The sequence below is a fragment of the Streptomyces sp. NPDC017676 genome (genome assembly GCF_044329325.1).
In the GTDB taxonomy this organism is placed as follows: Bacteria; Actinomycetota; Actinomycetes; order Streptomycetales; family Streptomycetaceae; genus Streptomyces.
Genome location: NZ_JBIRJA010000002.1, coordinates 732,498 through 749,189, shown reverse-complemented (window position 1 = coordinate 749,189; position 16,692 = coordinate 732,498). Strand labels below are relative to the sequence as shown.

The 16,692-nt window shown below is 69.7% G+C and carries 21 protein-coding genes and 1 pseudogene; 20 read left to right on the top strand and 2 right to left on the bottom strand.

Features of this window, described 5'->3' with window-relative positions; genetic code table 11:
- Window positions 1–32: 32 nt before the first annotated feature.
- Window positions 33–950, bottom strand: coding sequence for a hypothetical protein (locus tag ACH4LD_RS07515; RefSeq protein WP_398058931.1), 918 nt, complete (start codon window positions 948–950; stop codon window positions 33–35).
- Between the two features lie 373 nt (window positions 951–1,323).
- On the opposite strand from ACH4LD_RS07515, the gene ACH4LD_RS07510 reads away from it, so the two are divergent.
- From ACH4LD_RS07510 to ACH4LD_RS07435, 16 genes and pseudogenes are all read left to right on the top strand, one after another.
- Complete coding sequence (locus ACH4LD_RS07510; protein WP_398058932.1) at window positions 1,324–1,710, top strand: hypothetical protein; 387 nt, start codon at window positions 1,324–1,326, stop codon at window positions 1,708–1,710.
- 99 nt (window positions 1,711–1,809) lie between these two features.
- A complete protein-coding gene (locus tag ACH4LD_RS07505; protein ID WP_055495473.1) occupies window positions 1,810–2,235 on the top strand; it encodes a hypothetical protein in 426 nt (141 codons plus the stop codon).
- Entirely contained in the window at window positions 2,232–3,020 is a 789-nt protein-coding gene (locus tag ACH4LD_RS07500; RefSeq protein ID WP_398058933.1) for a hypothetical protein, read from the top strand. Before ACH4LD_RS07505 ends, ACH4LD_RS07500 begins: the two co-directional genes overlap by 4 nt.
- On the top strand, window positions 3,017–3,868 hold the full coding sequence (locus ACH4LD_RS07495; RefSeq protein ID WP_398058934.1) for a relaxase/mobilization nuclease: 852 nt from the start codon (window positions 3,017–3,019) through the stop codon (window positions 3,866–3,868). Before ACH4LD_RS07500 ends, ACH4LD_RS07495 begins: the two co-directional genes overlap by 4 nt.
- A 34-nt stretch (window positions 3,869–3,902) precedes the next feature.
- Window positions 3,903–4,583, top strand: a complete 681-nt coding sequence (locus ACH4LD_RS07490; RefSeq protein ID WP_398058935.1) for a hypothetical protein — start codon at window positions 3,903–3,905, stop codon at window positions 4,581–4,583.
- Between the two features lie 25 nt (window positions 4,584–4,608).
- On the top strand, window positions 4,609–5,367 hold the full coding sequence (locus ACH4LD_RS07485; protein WP_356307303.1) for a hypothetical protein: 759 nt from the start codon (window positions 4,609–4,611) through the stop codon (window positions 5,365–5,367).
- A complete protein-coding gene (locus ACH4LD_RS07480; RefSeq protein WP_365154886.1) occupies window positions 5,364–5,567 on the top strand; it encodes a hypothetical protein in 204 nt (67 codons plus the stop codon). The genes ACH4LD_RS07485 and ACH4LD_RS07480 overlap by 4 nt, the downstream gene beginning before the upstream one ends.
- Before the next feature lie 275 nt (window positions 5,568–5,842).
- Window positions 5,843–6,226, top strand: coding sequence for a hypothetical protein (locus ACH4LD_RS07475; RefSeq protein WP_398058936.1), 384 nt, complete (start codon window positions 5,843–5,845; stop codon window positions 6,224–6,226).
- Entirely contained in the window at window positions 6,223–7,026 is an 804-nt protein-coding gene (locus tag ACH4LD_RS07470; RefSeq protein WP_398058937.1) for a DUF317 domain-containing protein, read from the top strand. Before ACH4LD_RS07475 ends, ACH4LD_RS07470 begins: the two co-directional genes overlap by 4 nt.
- Before the next feature lie 29 nt (window positions 7,027–7,055).
- Entirely contained in the window at window positions 7,056–7,412 is a 357-nt protein-coding gene (locus tag ACH4LD_RS07465; protein ID WP_389579177.1) for a hypothetical protein, read from the top strand.
- Window positions 7,403–8,224, top strand: a complete 822-nt coding sequence (locus tag ACH4LD_RS07460; RefSeq protein ID WP_398058938.1) for a DUF317 domain-containing protein — start codon at window positions 7,403–7,405, stop codon at window positions 8,222–8,224. The genes ACH4LD_RS07465 and ACH4LD_RS07460 overlap by 10 nt, the downstream gene beginning before the upstream one ends.
- 74 nt (window positions 8,225–8,298) lie before the next feature.
- Window positions 8,299–8,823: a hypothetical protein gene (locus ACH4LD_RS07455; protein WP_398058939.1), complete on the top strand. Its 525-nt coding sequence runs from the start codon at window positions 8,299–8,301 to the stop codon at window positions 8,821–8,823.
- Window positions 8,820–9,164: pseudogene (locus ACH4LD_RS07450) on the top strand (DUF317 domain-containing protein); the annotation flags it as partial. The gene ACH4LD_RS07455 and the pseudogene ACH4LD_RS07450, both read left to right, overlap by 4 nt.
- Window positions 9,165–9,226: 62 nt before the next feature.
- On the top strand, window positions 9,227–11,017 hold the full coding sequence (locus ACH4LD_RS07445; protein WP_398058940.1) for a type IV secretory system conjugative DNA transfer family protein: 1,791 nt from the start codon (window positions 9,227–9,229) through the stop codon (window positions 11,015–11,017).
- Window positions 11,014–11,472 (top strand): XF1762 family protein, encoded by a 459-nt coding sequence (locus tag ACH4LD_RS07440; RefSeq protein ID WP_398058941.1) that lies wholly within the window; start codon window positions 11,014–11,016, stop codon window positions 11,470–11,472. Before ACH4LD_RS07445 ends, ACH4LD_RS07440 begins: the two co-directional genes overlap by 4 nt.
- Before the next feature lie 73 nt (window positions 11,473–11,545).
- The gene (locus ACH4LD_RS07435) at window positions 11,546–11,791 is read left to right on the top strand and encodes a hypothetical protein (protein ID WP_398058964.1); all 246 of its coding nucleotides are present in this window, start codon (window positions 11,546–11,548) and stop codon (window positions 11,789–11,791) included.
- Here ACH4LD_RS07435 and ACH4LD_RS07430 read toward each other — a convergent pair.
- Window positions 11,709–12,218 carry an NUDIX domain-containing protein gene (locus ACH4LD_RS07430; protein WP_398058960.1) on the bottom strand — a complete coding sequence of 170 codons (510 nt, stop codon included), beginning with the start codon at window positions 12,216–12,218 and terminating at the stop codon, window positions 11,709–11,711. The genes ACH4LD_RS07435 and ACH4LD_RS07430 overlap by 83 nt on opposite strands.
- Window positions 12,219–12,288: 70 nt before the next feature.
- On the opposite strand from ACH4LD_RS07430, the gene ACH4LD_RS07425 reads away from it, so the two are divergent.
- The 4 genes from ACH4LD_RS07425 (at window position 12,289) to ACH4LD_RS07410 (ending at window position 16,519) form a co-directional block, all read left to right on the top strand.
- Window positions 12,289–12,696: a hypothetical protein gene (locus ACH4LD_RS07425; protein WP_398058942.1), complete on the top strand. Its 408-nt coding sequence runs from the start codon at window positions 12,289–12,291 to the stop codon at window positions 12,694–12,696.
- Complete coding sequence (locus tag ACH4LD_RS07420) at window positions 12,693–13,964, top strand: DNA cytosine methyltransferase (RefSeq protein WP_398058943.1); 1,272 nt, start codon at window positions 12,693–12,695, stop codon at window positions 13,962–13,964. Before ACH4LD_RS07425 ends, ACH4LD_RS07420 begins: the two co-directional genes overlap by 4 nt.
- On the top strand, window positions 13,964–15,082 hold the full coding sequence (locus ACH4LD_RS07415) for a DnaB-like helicase N-terminal domain-containing protein (protein ID WP_398058944.1): 1,119 nt from the start codon (window positions 13,964–13,966) through the stop codon (window positions 15,080–15,082). The genes ACH4LD_RS07420 and ACH4LD_RS07415 overlap by 1 nt, the downstream gene beginning before the upstream one ends.
- A 66-nt stretch (window positions 15,083–15,148) precedes the next feature.
- Entirely contained in the window at window positions 15,149–16,519 is a 1,371-nt protein-coding gene (locus ACH4LD_RS07410; RefSeq protein WP_398058945.1) for a DUF317 domain-containing protein, read from the top strand.
- Window positions 16,520–16,692: the final 173 nt, after the last annotated feature.

The window sequence follows — 16,692 nt, the reverse complement described above, 5'->3', positions numbered from 1 at the left end:
CTCAGAAACACGCCAGCAGCGAAATCCGAAGGTCACTTCCAGAATTCGCTACATCCGCTCACCCATCGCGTTGCGCAATTCACGAACGATCGATCCGGGATGCTGTAGACGATCTCCTGCTGTGGAAGCTTAGGGCTCGACTCGGCAATGAACGGCTTACCGTCGTTCGTCATAGTGGTGGAACGCTTGCCGTCCTTATCGCTGTATAGAGCTTTCAGCTTGAACGTACACACGCCCCTTCCGGTCGCTGCTTCCATGCGCAACGGTCCCGGCGTAGCGGATCCCCCCACGGTGATGCGGTAATGCGAGAAGTAGGGTTCGCCTTCGTAAGGATCGCCCTCGCCCGTAGCGATCGGGGCTTCAGGGCGGGAGTCAAGATCGATAAGTAGGTGACCTGCTCTCACTTCGCCTTGACCTGGGAAGTGGATGACCGCCTTAGCGGGTCCGACATCGCGACATTTTATGTCTTTTGCTTCCAGCCCTGTGATGGAAAGCGCATTTTCCTTCTCGCTGAACACGTCAACCTGGTAGGCCGTAGCGTATGCCGGGCTAAGGGTCGTGAAAGAGGGGGTGTTTACCAGTCTGGCTTTCTTCTTCTTCATGAATGCATCGAAGTCGGCGTTAGATCGAGCATCCGTCAACCTGAGCCCTATGAGATACTTCAGTTCACTGCCAGAGAAGGGTTCATTGATGAGATAATCGGGCTCCTTATCTTTTTCATACAGTCGTTTCGCAGTGACGGTGAATGGCGGCTTCTTCGCGTCCTCGGCGTCATCTGCTTCGTTCTGTTTTTTCGTCAGCCAAGGAATCATTGGCAGATTCGCTACCTGGCCCAAAAAAGCGCTTAGCACCGCGAGGAGCACTCCGGAGATGACGCAAACCAGCCCGTAGCGCCATCGCTTACGGAGTGGTTGAGCGCTCACCCCAGGGGCAAGTCGCTCTGCGAGCATAGCCAAGACCGTTTGATCTGCCTCAGTAAGGTCAGGTTGAGGCGACGGGCTTTGACTGGCAGTCGCCGCGGCGCCCCCTGCCACTCCTTCAGGAGGACTGGTGGCTGGCGGCCCCCCCGGCGTCGATGACGGGCTCGCTGTCGTCGGGGCACCCGCCTGTTGCTGTCCGGTATCTGGCGTCTGCTGTGAGTCCGTCATCAGATCCCCCCTCGACTGCTGCCTGCAATTCAGAATGACATAGCGCAAGTTGAGTTGGGCTACTGCTTTGATACCTCCGGTGCCACAAATGGCACCGACCTGCACCGTCTGCCTGCATGCCCTACACATCTGCTACGCGATCCAGATGGAAGCCCAATCACTCCATTCGAGTGAAGTGCAGAGAAGCACCGACTGCTGGAAGGCGGCGCGCGACGCCGACACCGGGTCCAAGGAGGAGTGGCTCGCGGCCAAGCGGGCCGAGGAGCAGCAGGCAGCCCTCGCGTGGGCGAAGCAGTTCGACATGCCGCAGTTGGAGGGCCCGGCCAAGGCCCTGGACTGGGGCGAACGCTCCCGCCACCAGCTGATGACATCCGCGCACACCGCGCTCGTCATCGAGGGCACGTGGGACGAGGCGGACTGGGCAGAGCTGGAGGAGAAGGCCCGCGCCATCACCTGTGCCGGATGGTGGATCGACCAGCGCGACACCGAAGGCACTGACCTGCTCGAACTCCTCGACGCAGCCAGTGAGGCGGACCGCGGGACGGAGAACCCGTTCCGCTGACGGCGGGGCAACATAGCCGGAGAACGCCGGTTAGCCAAACCGGCGTTCCTCCGGACTATTGATGCTCCCACCCCGCCAGCATCTGCGTGGAAGGAACTCATGTCCCAGCTTCCGCCCACCTCGGCATTCGCACCGACGCCCGACCCGCTCACCCCCGATCGGGACATCACCCACGCCCACTTCCAGGCCGGTGACACTGTCGTCGTCCTGAAGGGGATGGCCGGCGGAGAACTGTGGGGCGATGCGATGCGCGTCGTGGCTCCGTCCTGGCACACCCCGACCGACGAGGACGGCTGGCGGCTACGTGATGCGACCGGCGGCGCCCAGTCCTACGTCACCGCCCACCCCCGCTACCTCGTGCACCTCTCGCGCCGCTGCCCGGACTGCCTGATCTACCTGCGCGCCATGGAGGATGCCCTCTTTACGCGGTTCGCCGACCGCGACGAGCTGATCGACTGCGGCTGGTACACCACCACCGCCCTGGGCCAGCTCGTGCACATCGCGGACATCCGGAGTGGCCGATGACTTCCCCCACGCACCGCCCCGGCCGTTCCGCCGCGCTCGACAGAGCCAGGGCCCGAGCCACCGCATCTCCGGTCGATTCTTCCTGGCCGCTTCACCTGGCCGAGGACCTCCGCGACATCGAGGCCGACTGGAGAACTTCGGCCGAGGTGTGCGCGGATGCTGCCTGGGCGGCACGGTCGGCCGGCCACAGCGTCCTGGCCCTGCTGTCCCCGCAGGACGTCACCGCAACGGGCCTTGACCCGATCACCGCCCGCACCTTGGCTCATCTGTACCTGAGCGCCCTGCGGTTCGACTTCCGCTGCCCCACCCTCCAACGCCTCGTCGAACAACTCGCGGAAACCGCGCGTCAGCCGCTGGACTGCTACACCCGGGCCTTGTACGCCTTCGCGCTGCTGGGCCAGTCCCGCCCGGAGGGCCTGGCGGTCATGGACGAGGTCCTCGCGGAGGCCGGGCAGCACACCAAGACCCTGCACGTCCTGCTGCACGGGCTATGGCTCGGCCAGGACCTGGACCACGGCGCGGAGCGTCTCCTGGCCCTCAGCTCCCGACCGGCCCTCGCCACCGGCAGCGACCCGACCGTCCTCTTCCGCGTGGCGGGTGCCCTGCGCCGGCTGGGCCGGTACGACGAAGGGCTGGGCGCCATCGACAGGGCGATCGACTGTCTCCCGCCGGGGGACACCTCAGTGCACGCCGACCTGGTCCGCGAGCGCTCCCTGCTCTGCACAGCCCGCGACCTTCATCAGCACCGGCCGCCCACCCGCACGTCGAGCGGGGTGCCGTCATGATCCCCCGCCTGAACGCGCGGACCCACTCGCCGCGCGACCCGCTCGCCGAGGCACTCGGGCGGCCCCTTTCCCCGAACGAGGGTCTGACGGAGTACACCATCGTCGCCCACTGGCCGGACCTGGACTACTACACCCCCAACGACGAGCAGAGAACCTGGACATCCGTTCAGTGGGCCGAGCACCTCGAAGATCCCTACCTGGAGCATCCGTTCACTGCCAGTGCGGACGACGACCGACGGGCGATCCTCCATCTCGACATCCGCCTCCACCCGGACGACCGGGAGCTGACCGGTCCCGAGTGGGCCGAAACCGCTCACCGGTTCGCGCGAGCCGCCGGTATCGAGATACCCGGCGCCGCGCAGCACGGCTGGCGGTGGATCGCCGTCCAGGCACAGCCCGGGCGCCTGGACCTGATCGCCAACCTGATCCACCTCGACGGCACCTGGCGCACCCCGCCCTCAGACATCCTGCGGCGCCTTGCGGACGAGGCACGCCGCATCGAACAGGACCTCAACTTGATCCCCGCCCGCACCCGACCCGCGACACGCCCCGCTGTCCGTACGGCGCCCACCGCATCCGCGCAGTTCGCGAGCGTCCTTACGCAGCTCGCCGACGAGCAGGCCGGCCCGCTGGCCACGGTCCGCGGACTGATCGAGCACACCGCTCACCGCATCGCCCGCCAGCCCGGAGCCGCCAGCACCGAAGCGGCACACGGTCTGGAGCTGATCGCCCGCCGGCTCCACGCGATCCAGCAGGACCTGGACACCACTGCGGCCCACCTGGTCCGCCGGTCCCGGATCGCCGCCGCACCGCCCGTAGCCCGGCACACCGCCCACAGATCTCCGTAGGAGCAACGCCTTCTTGCCCCATACCGGCCGCTTCATGGACATCCGCCGCGACTCGAACTCCAGCGAACTCCTCGCGCGCGGCGGCGACTTGGCGGCACACAGCATTCTCCAGCGCGCGGGATTCATCGCGGTCGTCCGCCTCCACGAGACCTACCACCGCGCCCCCGCCGGCCTCACCGAGGATGACGAGTCCCGTCTCGCCACCGATGCCGTAGCGCGCCTGCGGGCTGCCGGGTACCACGTCGACTGCGACGAACCTTTCGACACCGACGCCCGCCCCGCGCGCTATACCACGCTCGGTACCTCGGTCTCCCACCTCGCCGAACGCCTGCGCGAAGCCACCGACACCGCCGAGGCAGCCGACATCCTCACCGAACTCACCGCGCCCCACGACGGCATCCTCGCCGGGTTCGAGGAAACCCTCGGCGCTCTGGCGGAGTTCTTCGACGGACTCGGCAACGCGACCGATCCGCACACCGCCCGGCGCCTGCGCTACCTCGCCGACGAATACGTCCGCGTCATCCACTCCGACCTCGCGTACACCCGCGAACGGCTGGCCGACCGGCACGCCCCTCACCCCGGCCGCCGCCCCTGCGCCGAGCAGGTGCCCGACCACGAGCCCGAACGCTCCGCCGTGTGCGCCTGCCCACCCCCGCCGCGTGCACTGCCGGCCCCGGCACCGCCGCCCGTCGGTGCCACCCGCCTGCGCCGCTGAGCCCCTGCAACTGCCCAAGGACACCATGCACGACCACGACACCTCCGAGCACCTCGCCTCGTACGCCGACGTCCTCGCCGGTGAACTCCCCGATACCTGGACCAGCACGCACCTGACAGCCGACGCCAAAGACGACCTCGCCGAACTCGCCGACCGGATCTGGGACCTGGACCTGGTCGCCGCCTCCCTCGCCGAGCACCCGCTGACGCAGGCAGCCGTCCTGAGCCGCCCCGACGGCGCCCAGCTCGTCCTCCTGGACCGGCACGACGGACGCGACGGCTTCCTTCTCGCCGCCGTCGCCCCGCGCGCCCTGCCCGACGAGGCGTACCGGGCTGTCCCTGAGCCCAACGGCGTCGCCCTGGCAGACGACCCGTTCCTGAGTGCCGAGCAGGTCGCTGGCGATCTGCTCGCCCGCTACGACCGTGCGCTCGCACAGGTCCGGCACAACGCCCTGGGTGGCATCCAGCCCTCCCAGCCGGACCGGATCGTCCTGACCTGGCAGCCGGACGGCAGCGTCGCCACCGCCCCCGCCGACGACCGGGCCGGCACGATCCTCGTCGCCCACGGCTTTATCCAGGACCCGCAGAGCGGCATCTACCGCCTGGGTGGTGACGACACCCAGGTCCAGGCCCGCGCCCTACGCGAGATCGGCCCGCGCCTCGACGCGCTCGGCATCGGTACCGCCCTCCAGCACCCCGCCGGACGGACCGCGCCTACCTCAGCCCCGGCATCCATGCCGCCGACCCCGTCCGGCACCCGTACGCCAACCGCCAGGACTCGATGAACCAGGCGGAGGCCGACCTGGGCATCCCCGCCCTGCTCCTGACCGGTCATGACGTCAAGTGCACGCCTGGCGTCTTCGACGAAGCCGCCTGCCGGCTGGCCATGCACGGCCTCCGCACCAGAGCGGCCCGTCCCGCAGCGCAGCAACCGGCACCGGACGGCTCCCCGTCGCACTCCGCACCGGCCCGCCGTACCCCGTAAGACGCCCGAGCGGCCCCGGCACCACGCCGGGGCCGCCCAGCACACCGCCCGACTCCCGGAGAAACCCGTAGCACCCCGCACACCCCCACCGATCAGCAACCGGCTCAAGCCCCGGCTCGCCACAGCCCTGTTCCGCCGCTATCTGCGCGCTTGCATACCGACCGGTCCCGACCACACCTCCCCGCTGACCGGCGCCCGCCCGGAGGGCGTCCTCACCGAGTCACAGCGCGTCGGGCAGCGCCACCACCACTGACCGTTCACCGCCCCGGAGGAGCATGTCCCACCCCGCCCTCTATCCGGTGAGACTGGCCGACGAGATCACCCGCCAGCTCGGCCAGCTCGCCGACCACCTCTCGCAGCTTCCCCCACCCCAGGCCGCGCAGATCATCGCCCGCGTTCTCGACCCGGACGCCGGAGTCCTCGGCGGCGTCACTCACCTCGTCGCCACCGGAAGCGTGTTCGCCAAGGACCAGGCAGAGCGCGGCGCGCTCCCCGCGGAGGTGTGGCTCGCTCTGGGCCGTGCCTCGAACGAACTGCACGACATCACCCTCGACCTGGACGAACACAAGGACGCCCTGGCGCACGTCAGCACCCAGCCCGCCACCACCGCGGCGAAGCGCCCAGTGCCCGCACCGCTCGTGGTCCGGCGGCGCCGGTGAAGAAGAAGCAGTGGCAGGGCTGGGGGCCCGGCGAGCAGGCCGAGCAGCACTACCTCGTCCAGCCCCGTGCCCTGGCAGGCGGCGGCGACGTCCGGCACGTCTCGGAGTTCCTGCGTGCCTCGGGCTGGCGGGACAAGTCCAAGACCGGCGGCCCCTTGTTCATGGAGAGCCCGGACCGGACCGTCCGCGTCGCCTACGACCCTTACGTCCTTCCCGGCGGCTGGACCATCCACGGCCGGGCAGACGGTGCCAGCGGCGAGTGGTCGGCGCACCTGGGCCGTCAGGCCCCGGTGGAGATCGTCGCTGGCCTGACCGACGCCCTCACCCGTCCCCGCTCCGCACACGCCCCCAACGTCTGGGCTCCACTGCAGGAGCAGAACTGGCACACGCGTTTCGAGGGCGAACACTACGTGGCGACCAGCCCCGATGGCACCGCCTGGATGCAGTACCGCCAGAACCCCGACGGGGCGGCGATGTGGTCGAGCGGAGCGCAGGACAAGCAAGGCACCGGCTGGACGGCCCACTTCACGCCGAACACCCCGATGTACCTCGTGCAAGCCTTCTCCACCGAACTCGCCAGCCCCGACCCCGTGATGCGCCCGCGCGGACGCGTCCCACACAGCGCGCAGATCCGCACCTGGTCGGTATCCGTCAAGCTCTCCCAACTCAGCGCCTGGCAACAGGCCCGCATCACGGCCGCCCGAGCCGCCACATGGGCCCGCAACAGCGCCCGAAGCACCAGACCGCGCACCACCGCCCGCGCCCACGCTGCCGCCGACGGCACACGAACCCGCCGCTGACCACGACACCCACCACCCCGAGGAGCCCGATGCCCGCACTCACCCCGGACACCATCCGCGCCGCGACCGACACCCTGTGCCGCCTCACCGAATACCTGCGCGAGAACCCCGACCCCAAGGAGGCGCTCGCTCTCGTCGAGCCCCTCCTCGACGAATACACCGGCCTGCCCATCCAACTCGGCGACACCCTGCGCGCCCTTGCCCGCGCCGTACAGAGCCACCCGAACACACCACGCAGCGAGAAGATCAGCGATCTGGTCACCGAGCTGCGTGCCGCAGCGTGGGTGCAGACCGACCAGTACATGCTCCACTACGTCCTGGACGAGCTGCGCAAGGTGATCGTCAGCGCCGCCTCGAGCGAGCCGGGGTGCGGTCGGTGCCGCTGAGCGAACGGCAGCTCGCCGGGTTCGCCGACAAGCACGCCTGGCGGATCCCCTTCGACACCAGCCCCCGCCACCTCGCCGGCCCCGGGGATGCCCGCCACGTCACCCACGGCCTGGCCGCCGCCGGATGGAGCGCCGTCTCCGACCCTTTGAGTGCCGAGATCGTCCTGCGCAGTCCCGACCTCCGCCACAGCCTCCAGTTCGACCCGCAGTCCGCCACCTCTGCGTGGTGGCGGCTGCGGGCCGAGCCCACCGACACCGAGCCCGGCTGGTACGCCGAGTTCGGTGAACTCGTGCCCGCCGAGGTCCTCGCCGGCTTCACCGATGCCCTCATCGCCCCGCCGCCACAACAGCCAGACCCGTGGCAGCCGGTGACCTCGGCGGGCTGGCACCGCGACTCGGACGGTACGGCGCGCTCACCGGACTCCATGTGCCACATCGAACTGCGCCCGTTGAGCGAATTCAGTGACCGGTCGTCCTGGCACGTTGAGACCTGCGAGCCCGGCGACGGGCAGTTCCCCGGCCCGCGCATCTGGCACGCCTACTTCGACGAGGACGTCCCCGCCCACCATGTCGGATCGTTCCTCACCGCGCTGGCCGACCGCAGCCCGCTCCAGCGCGGCATGTACGACCGCACTGGCCACTACAGCGCCATACAGGAGCCCAGCCCGCTGCGCCCGCAGCAGGTGGTCGACGCCCACACTGCCCGTATCGCGTCGCTCCGCGGCCGGGCACGCTCCGCCCGCAAGCAGCAGACGAAACCCGCACCGACCCCGGCGCCGGCCCACACCGCCCAGCCGGCCGCCCGTCGCTGAACCGACAGGACCCCTTTCCCATTTCCGCCGATCACCGCGCACACCGCGCCCTTCTCCGCCACCTCGACCATTACGTGAGCGACAGCAAGAAGATCCTCGACGCCTGGGACGCCTACTCCGACGAGCACACCGACCTCGACGGATGGCCCTACGACGACCACGCCTACGGAAGGCGCGCGAGCCAGCGCGACGCCGACACCGCCGAGGCATTCGAGCCGCTCCGGTACGGCGTCCGTCACCTGCTGGCCACGGCCGAAACGCAACTGGCCCACCTGCCGGAGACCAACGTGCAGAGCCGCTGGGTCTACCAGCTGTGCGTCCTGCGCGACGCACTCGACCGACTCGACGAACTGCACGAGCAATGGCTGGTCACCCGCGACGCCCTCCCCGCCACCGCCAAGCCCGGCACCCCGGACTTCGACGACGCACTCGCCGCACATCACGCCGAATCGTGGAGCTACCTCGACGACTGGGCCACCCACGGCAAGGCGCTCCGCGAGATCAACACGGCCGCCCGTAAAGCCCCTTCACCCCTGGCTCCCACACCGACACCGGCCCCGGCCACCGCGCCCGACTGGCGAGCTACGGCACGGAAGTGAGCACGCCCCCGACTCCCGAGACCGTCGAGGTCGACTTCATCACGCCGCGCCACCTGGTCGGCGGCGGTGCCCCCGCCTGGATCACCGTCCCCCTGCACCGTGCCTGCGGCTGGAGCCACGGCAACGACCCCCTGATGCCCCGCGTCCTGCTCTCCAGCGCGAACCAGAAGGCCCTCCTGCGCCTGGAACCCGACCCCGACGGACAGTGGTGGACCCTCAACCATGCGGCGGAGGCGGACCGGCCCGCCTGGTACGCGAGTTTCGGCGCCCGCACCCCGGTCGAACTCATCGCCGCCTTCAGCGACGTCCCGCCGGCAACTCCAGGCCCGTCGCGCCCGCCGCCGGCCAGGAACAGCCGCAGCCGCTGAATGCCCCGCCCCCCGCCCGGAAGGCACGTAACTCTTTGCCCCCCACCTCCTCCAACAGTTCCACCGACGGGTACGACATCGTCCTGCGCCTCCTGATCGGAGTCGCAGCCGTCGTCGTCCCCCTGTCCCACCTCGCCTGGCTGTCCGGCAACATCACCGCCTACCTCACCGGAGGCGGCTGGGCGCCGTACCAGCCGACCACCGCCCTGCTCCACCCCCAGCGCCTCTGGCCCCACGCGGGAGAAACATCCCTGCTGATCGGGGCACGCATCGTTCCCGTTCTCCTCCTCCTGGCCCTCGGGACAACAGCGGGCGTCCTGTGGGCCCGGCACAAGAACCGCAGCGGCGGCCGGAAGAAGATCACCGGCATGGCCAAGGCCCGGGACATCGAACCGCTGATGGCCAAGGCGATCACCGACAAGGCCCGTTCCCTGCGCCCGAGCCTGAAGGACGCCAAGCACATCGAGGCCCGGGACACCGGCATCCTCCTCGGCAACCTGCAGAACACCAAGCACGAGGTGCGTATGGGCTACGAGGACGTGGCCGTCGCCATCATGGCGCCCCGCTCGGGCAAGACCACCTCGCTCGCGATCCCCTCCATCCTCGCCGCGCCCGGCCCGGTCCTGCTGACCTCGAACAAGGCCGCCGGCGATGCGTTCACCGCCACCTACGACGCCCGCGCCGCGGTGGGACGGGTGTGGTCGATGGACCCGCAGCAGATCGCGCACGCCGCACGCGAGATGTGGTGGAACCCCTTGGCGGACGCCAAAACGTTGGATGGCGCCGGGCGGCTGGCCGGCCACTTCCTCGCCGCCTCCGTGGACGCCTCCCAGCAGGGCGACTTCTGGTCCAAGGCCGGATCCAACATCCTCGCCCAGCTCTTCCTCGCCGCGGCCCTGGACGAGCGGCCGATCACCGACGTCATGCAGTGGCTGGCCTTCCCCGCCGACCGCACCCCGCTCGACATCCTCCGCGACCACGACTTCACCGCCGTCGCCGCCCAGCTCAAGGGCACCGTGGAAGGACCGCCGGAAACCCGGGACGGCATCTACGAGACCGCCCGCCAGTACGCCGCCGCGCTGCTCAACAGCGAGATCGCCGCCTGGGTCACCCCGCAGAAGAACGTCCCCGAGTTCAGGCCGTCCGAGTTCGTCACCTCCACCGACACCCTCTTCCTGCTCAGCAAGGACGGCGGAGGCGGAGCCTCGGCGCTGATCGCGGCGTGCGCCGACTCGGTGATGCGGGCCGCGACCGCCCAGGCCGAACGCGCCGGAGGACGCCTCGACCCGCCCATGCTCGCGATCCTCGACGAGGCCGCCAACGTGTGCAAGATCTCGGACCTTCCGGACCTGTACTCGCACCTCGGGTCGCGCGGCATCATCCCGATCACGATCCTGCAGTCCTACCGCCAGGGCCAGAAGGTCTGGGGGGACGCCGGCATGGACGCCATGTGGTCCGCCTCTACCGTCAAGGTCATCGGCTCCGGTATCGACGACCCCGACTTCGCGGACAAGCTGTCCCGCCTGATCGGCGACCACGACGTCGAGACCACCTCGACCTCGCACTCCGAGTCCGGCAAGTCGACCTCGGTGTCGATGCGACAGCAGCGGATCCTTCCCGCCGACGAGATCCGCGCCCTGCCCAAGGGCACGGCCCTCTGCTTCGCCACCGGTCTGCGCGCCGCCATGCTCGACCTGCGCCCGTGGTACCAAGAGCCCGGCGCGGCAGAACTGTCCGCGGCGTCCGACCGCACATCCAAGGCGATCACCGCCCGGGCCATCGCCAAGCACGCACCGGTCCAGTCCGACTTCGGGCCCGCCGCGTGAGCGAATCGCGCCTGCACCTGGTGCCCGTCCGCTCTCGGGACGCCAAGGAGTTCGTCCGCCTCTGGCACCGGCACCACCCGCCGCCCGCCGGACAGATCTTCTCCCTCGGTGCCGCCGACGAGGCCAACATCCTGCGCGCCGTGGCCGTGGTCGGCCGCCCTGTCGCCCGCCACTTGGACGACGGCACCACCCTCGAAGTCACCCGCACCGCCAGTGACGGCACACGCAACGCCAACTCCATGCTCTACGGAGCTGCTTGGAGAGCGGCCAAAGCGCTCGGATACCGGCAGCTGATCACCTATACGCAGGCAGGGGAGAGCGGAGCCTCGCTGCGCGGCGCGGGGTGGCGCATCCTGGCCCACCGTCCTGCAAGGCCGGGCTGGCACACGCCGTCCCGGCCGCGGACGGACCGCGGAACCTCGCAGATCGCTCGCACACTGTGGCAAGCGCCCTGACAGCTGCCCGTTCTACGTCCCCAAACAGTCCGCTCGCGGCCAGCTCCTGGCCGTCAAGGACGGCATCGACCAGATGCTCGAACAGCTCGATCTCACCGACGACGAACGCGATGCACTCGAAGGCGACCGCGAAACGGTCACCGCCCTTGCCGAACGCCTCGCCGACACCCCCACACCCGCGGGACCAACCCCCAGAGAACTCGGAACGACCAGCGGCTTCATTCCTCTGACCCAGCTCACGAGCACCCTCTCCGCGAAGACGCCGGGTCAACGCGACATGCAAGATACCGTCCGAATATCTCCTGACTATCAGGAGTGAAGGTCCACTCCTGCAGAGTCCGCCGCAGCTCGGACTCGGTCAGCCACCCGTGCCAGGCCACCTCTCCCGGGTCGGGGACGCCGATCTCTGGAGACACGGCATCGCACACCCCAAGCCAGTGAGGGCTGAGCCCACCCCGGTTGAGGAACTTGAACCGAAAGCACACTGGCGCCCGCACCCCGAGCTCCTCACTGAGCTCGCGGGCAGCTGCCTGCTCATAAGACTCGCCGACTCCCGCAGCGCCCCCTACACCGAGTTCGTAGTGCCCTGGGAAACGGGACAGCTGCTCGGCGCGCCGATGGACGAGAAAACGACCTTGCCTATCGCGGCACACCACCACGCCAACCCGGTGCAGCCAGCCCTCCCGGACGGCCTCCCTTCGGCTGACCACGCCCAGCACTCGGTCCTGAGCATTGACCCGTTCCACGAGTTCATCCACGACTCACACGGTCCCAGAGACCACTGACACCCGACCGAAATGCCCAGAGGGTCAGGCCATGGGCACCTCGGGCGAACCCCACTACACCGTACGAAAGGTCACGCTCCTGTCTCGATTCTCAATAACTTGTCCATTCCGCGGAAATGCGCAGTGGAGGCATATCAGGGACACGTCCCCGTCCGAGTGGGCGGACGTCGTCGAATTCGATGCGGCCATCCGGCAGGGCAATGCCCGCGCCAACGCCTCGGGCAGCCGACTGCTCGGCGAGGCGTTCCTGCACCGCTCCCGCGTCCCGCTGAGCCAGGCGCCGATCGACCACGTCACCGCCGCCGAACGGGCAGCACTGCGCATAGACGCAGACGAAGCCGACGCGCTGGAGAACGGCGTCGTGGACGGCTGCTCCCCGTGGGCGTGCCGAGGGGACGCGGACGTGCTGACCCGCGACGACTTCGGGCTGGCCACGTGATACTCGACCTCTTCGCGGGTCCGGGTGGTTGGAGCAGGGCACTGGCAGTCTTCGGTGTGCGCGACGTCGGCCTGGAATGGGACGAGTGGGCCTGCAAAACCCGTGTGGCTGCTGGACAGTTGACGATCCGCACGGACGTGGCCATGTATCCGACGTGGCCCTTCCTCGGTCGCACGCGCGGGCTGATCGCGTCCCCGCCGTGCCAGGCATGGAGCATGGCCGGCAAACGCCTCGGCCTGCTCGACCAGCCGCTGGTGCACACGGCGGTGGAGGACCTCGCCGTCGGCCGTGACACCCGCGAGCGTCTCCTCGCCGCCTGCCGCGACGAGCGCTCCCTGCTCGCGGCCGAGCCGATGCGCTACCTGCATGCCCTGAACACGTTCGGAGAGCCCGAGTGGGTCGCGATGGAGGAGGTGCCCGACGTTCTGCCGCTGTGGAAGCAGTACGCGGCCGTTCTGCGCGGCTGGGGTTTCTCGGTCTGGTACGGGATCCTCAACGCCGCTGACTTCGGCGTTCCACAGACGCGCAGGCGAGCGATCCTGATCGCCTCCCGGGTCCGTACGGCACAGCCTCCCACGCCCACCCACGCCCAAGTCGCCGAGCCTGACTCGCTGTTCGGTCCGGGCCGCGCCCGCTGGGTCAGCATGGCCGAGGCCCTCGGATGGGGCGCGACTGACCGGCCCGTTCCCACCGTCTGCGCCGGCGGCGGACCCGGCGGCGGACCCGAACCGTTCCCTTCGGGCTCCCGCAAGTCGCTCTCCGACGCCCGGGAGCGCGGCACCTGGATGCCCAGGCCGGACGGTGTGCTCCTGCAGTCCCGCCGCGAAGGAACTGGCTGGAAGGCACGGCACGGCGCACGACAGAACCGTGCCGCCGACGCTCCGGCGCCGACGTTCACCGCCGACGCACACCGCTGGTCCTGGTCCTTGCGCAGCAACAACCAAGCGAACGCCACCGTCCGCCCGCTGTCCGAGCCGGCGGGCACACTGTTCTTCGGGCACCGCGCGAACGAGTGCACCTGGGTCGCCGAACCAGCCTCGCCTCCGAGCGAGGACACGGACACGCCAGCGGTACCCGAGCCGATCCGGATCACCGCCCGCGAGGCCGGCCTCCTGCAGACCTTCCCCGCCGACTACCCCTGGGCCGGCAACAAGGGCCAGCAGTTCTCCCAGATCGGCAACGCCGTACCGCCGTTGCTCGCCGGCCACCTCCTCGCCCCGCACCTCGGCGTCACCCTCAACCCCGACGACTTCACCCTCGCAGCCTGATGCCCCACGTCCCCGAACCCGAAGAAGACCACCTCGACGCCATCGCACCGCCGCAGCCGGTGTTCCACGTCGAGCAGGCCCTCCTCGGCGCCCTCCTCCTTCATCCACACCGCCTCGGCGACGTGACCGGCATCGCCGCCGACTCGTTCTCCACCGCCGCGCACGCCGCCCTGTTCACCGCCATCAGCACCCTGCCTCCGCCCGACCCCGCCGAGCACGCGAAGAACACCAAATGGCTCGACCAAGTGCTCGCCACGGGGCGCGAACAGGCGCGCGGACTGACCGCCTCCTACCTGCACACCCTCGTCCAGGTCTGCCCCTGGCCCCGCCACGCACCGGCCTACGCCCGGATGGTAGAGGCCGAACACGCCCGCCGTCGCCTGCAGACGGCCGCCGAACGCCTCATCCAAACCGTCCACGACGCCTCCCACCCGCACCCAGACGAGACAGTGCTCGCCGAGGCCGACGCGCTTACCGCGGTCGTGGACGACATCGCGAGCCGGTTCCCGCCGCGCGCCGGAGTGCTGCCCCGCACCGCGGCACCGCCGCCGGTCAACACCACCGACCGCACCGAGGCGGTCGAGGAGGAGCAGCTGCTCCTAGCGACCGCCACCGCCCACCCCGCCGACATCGAGTCCGTCCGGTGGCTGCTCCCCGACGACCTCACCCGGCCCCTGCACGTCGGCCTGTGGCAATGCCTGACCGCCCTGGCCCGCCGCCGCGAGCCCGTCGACCCCGTCACCGTCCTATGGGAGGCCCAACAGCGCGGCCTGCTCGACAACGCGAGTGAACCCGGCGAGGTGCTCCGCCTGCTGGCCGAACCGGCCGGTTCTGTGGAGCACTGGGGCGAACGTGCCCTGCAGCGCTCCCTCCTAGCCACCGCCGATCACGCTGGCCGGCGCATCTCGGCGTACGCCGGAGACCCGGCGAACACCCCGTTCCAGCTTGTGGTGGGCGCCCGCCGCGCCGTCGCCGACATCAGCGCGGTTCGCACCCGCTGGCAGCACGCCACGCGAACTGTCCCGCCACCACGGCCGCGCCCGGCACCTGCCACTCGCGCCCGCCCGCCGACCACGACGGCCGCTCACGCCGCCCGCGCCGCGCGAGCAACCCGATAGCACCCCGCATACGCCGGTGGTCGGGCCCGAAGGCCCTGCCACCGGCAGAAGAGACGACACCCCAACGTGACTCCCTCCATCGACGCTCACGTCCGCCTCGACACCCACCCAACCCATCCCAGCGCCGTGACCGCTGTCCTGACCGGCAGCCAGGCCCGCATCGCTCTCATGGCTCTCGAGGCAGCCGACTGGGCCGTCCTCGCCGACAACGTCCTGGTCTTGGCCCGCATCGACCACGAGGAGCCCTACTGGGCTGAGGACGCAGCCAAGCATCTGTCCGCCAGCGGCATCAGCGTCGAAATCACCCCTCGACTCCGGGAGGCCATGGACGAGGAATGGACCTGGGCGGACTATCCGATGCCGTGGTGCACCCGCAGCGAGATCCGCGAGGTCTCCAACCACGCGCAGAAGATCCACGACGACATCCGCCACGGCCATCTCCTCATCCACGCACACGCCCACGACGGCCACACCACCGTCGCGGTCGGCACGTACCTCGGCCGTGACGGCAAGTCGGTCTACCTCCACGGCGAGGACCACCTGCGCCAGGTCGCCGACACCTTCGACTCACCCGCTCAGGCCCTGCTCGCCTTCGAGAAGGTCCACTGCACCGACATGCGCCCCGGTCCGGCACCCCTGACCGACGCCGAGCGCGCCGCCGTCGAGGCCCGCACCGCCTTGGACCTCGGCGCAGCGAAACCCGGGCCTCACCGCCCGGAGCCGGAGACCGTCCCCGTCTGCCTGGCCGATGCAGGCGACCACGACGCCCTCCTCGACTCCTTCCTCGACAGGCACGGCGAGTTCGAGAAGTGGCGGACCTGGTCCGACGAGACAACCCACGTCATCCACGAGTCGCAGACCCTGCGCATCGAGCGCGTCCACGAGACCCCGGCCCACGAGACCGCGTGGACCGTAGCCGCCTACGAGACGCCCGTCTCCGACCGCATGTGGGTCCTCACCGCGACCGGCGCCACCCCCGCCGCGGTGATAGCGGAACTTCTGAATCACCTCGCCGACGGCGACGGCCGGGACACGACCACCGGCGTCCTGGTGGATGAGAAGATGGTCACCGCGGCCACCCATCCGCTCTCCGACGCCGGATGGAAGCACACCGTGGACGGGCGATGGATCCGCTGGACATCCCCCGACGGGAACGTGGGCGTCCAGTTCGACGCCTTCGCAGCACAACACCCGAATCAGAACCTGGCCACCTGGACCGTCTGGGCCGGCCCCGTACCGGACCGGCCCACCTGGGCCATCACCGCGTCCCCGCATACCCCGAGTTCACTGCTGGCCGATCTCTTCGAAACCCTCGCCCACGAGACCGGCACGCGCCAGGCACAGCCTGCGGGCCGCGAACACAGGACCAGCCTCGCTACCAGTCCGCCGGCCACGCCCATGTTTACGGCCGACCCAGCCATCAGCCGTTCACGCTGATCTTTGGCGCACACGAGCGCGGCAACACAGTGCGGGATCGCCGGTTGGTCAAACCGGCGATCCCGCGCCCATTCGTTCGCGGCGCACTCTGCCCCGTTCCATCGACGCCACGTCTGGGATTCCGCGGCCTCGGTCGTAGCACGCTCAGGCCGCTCTTGATGTCAGTGACACCC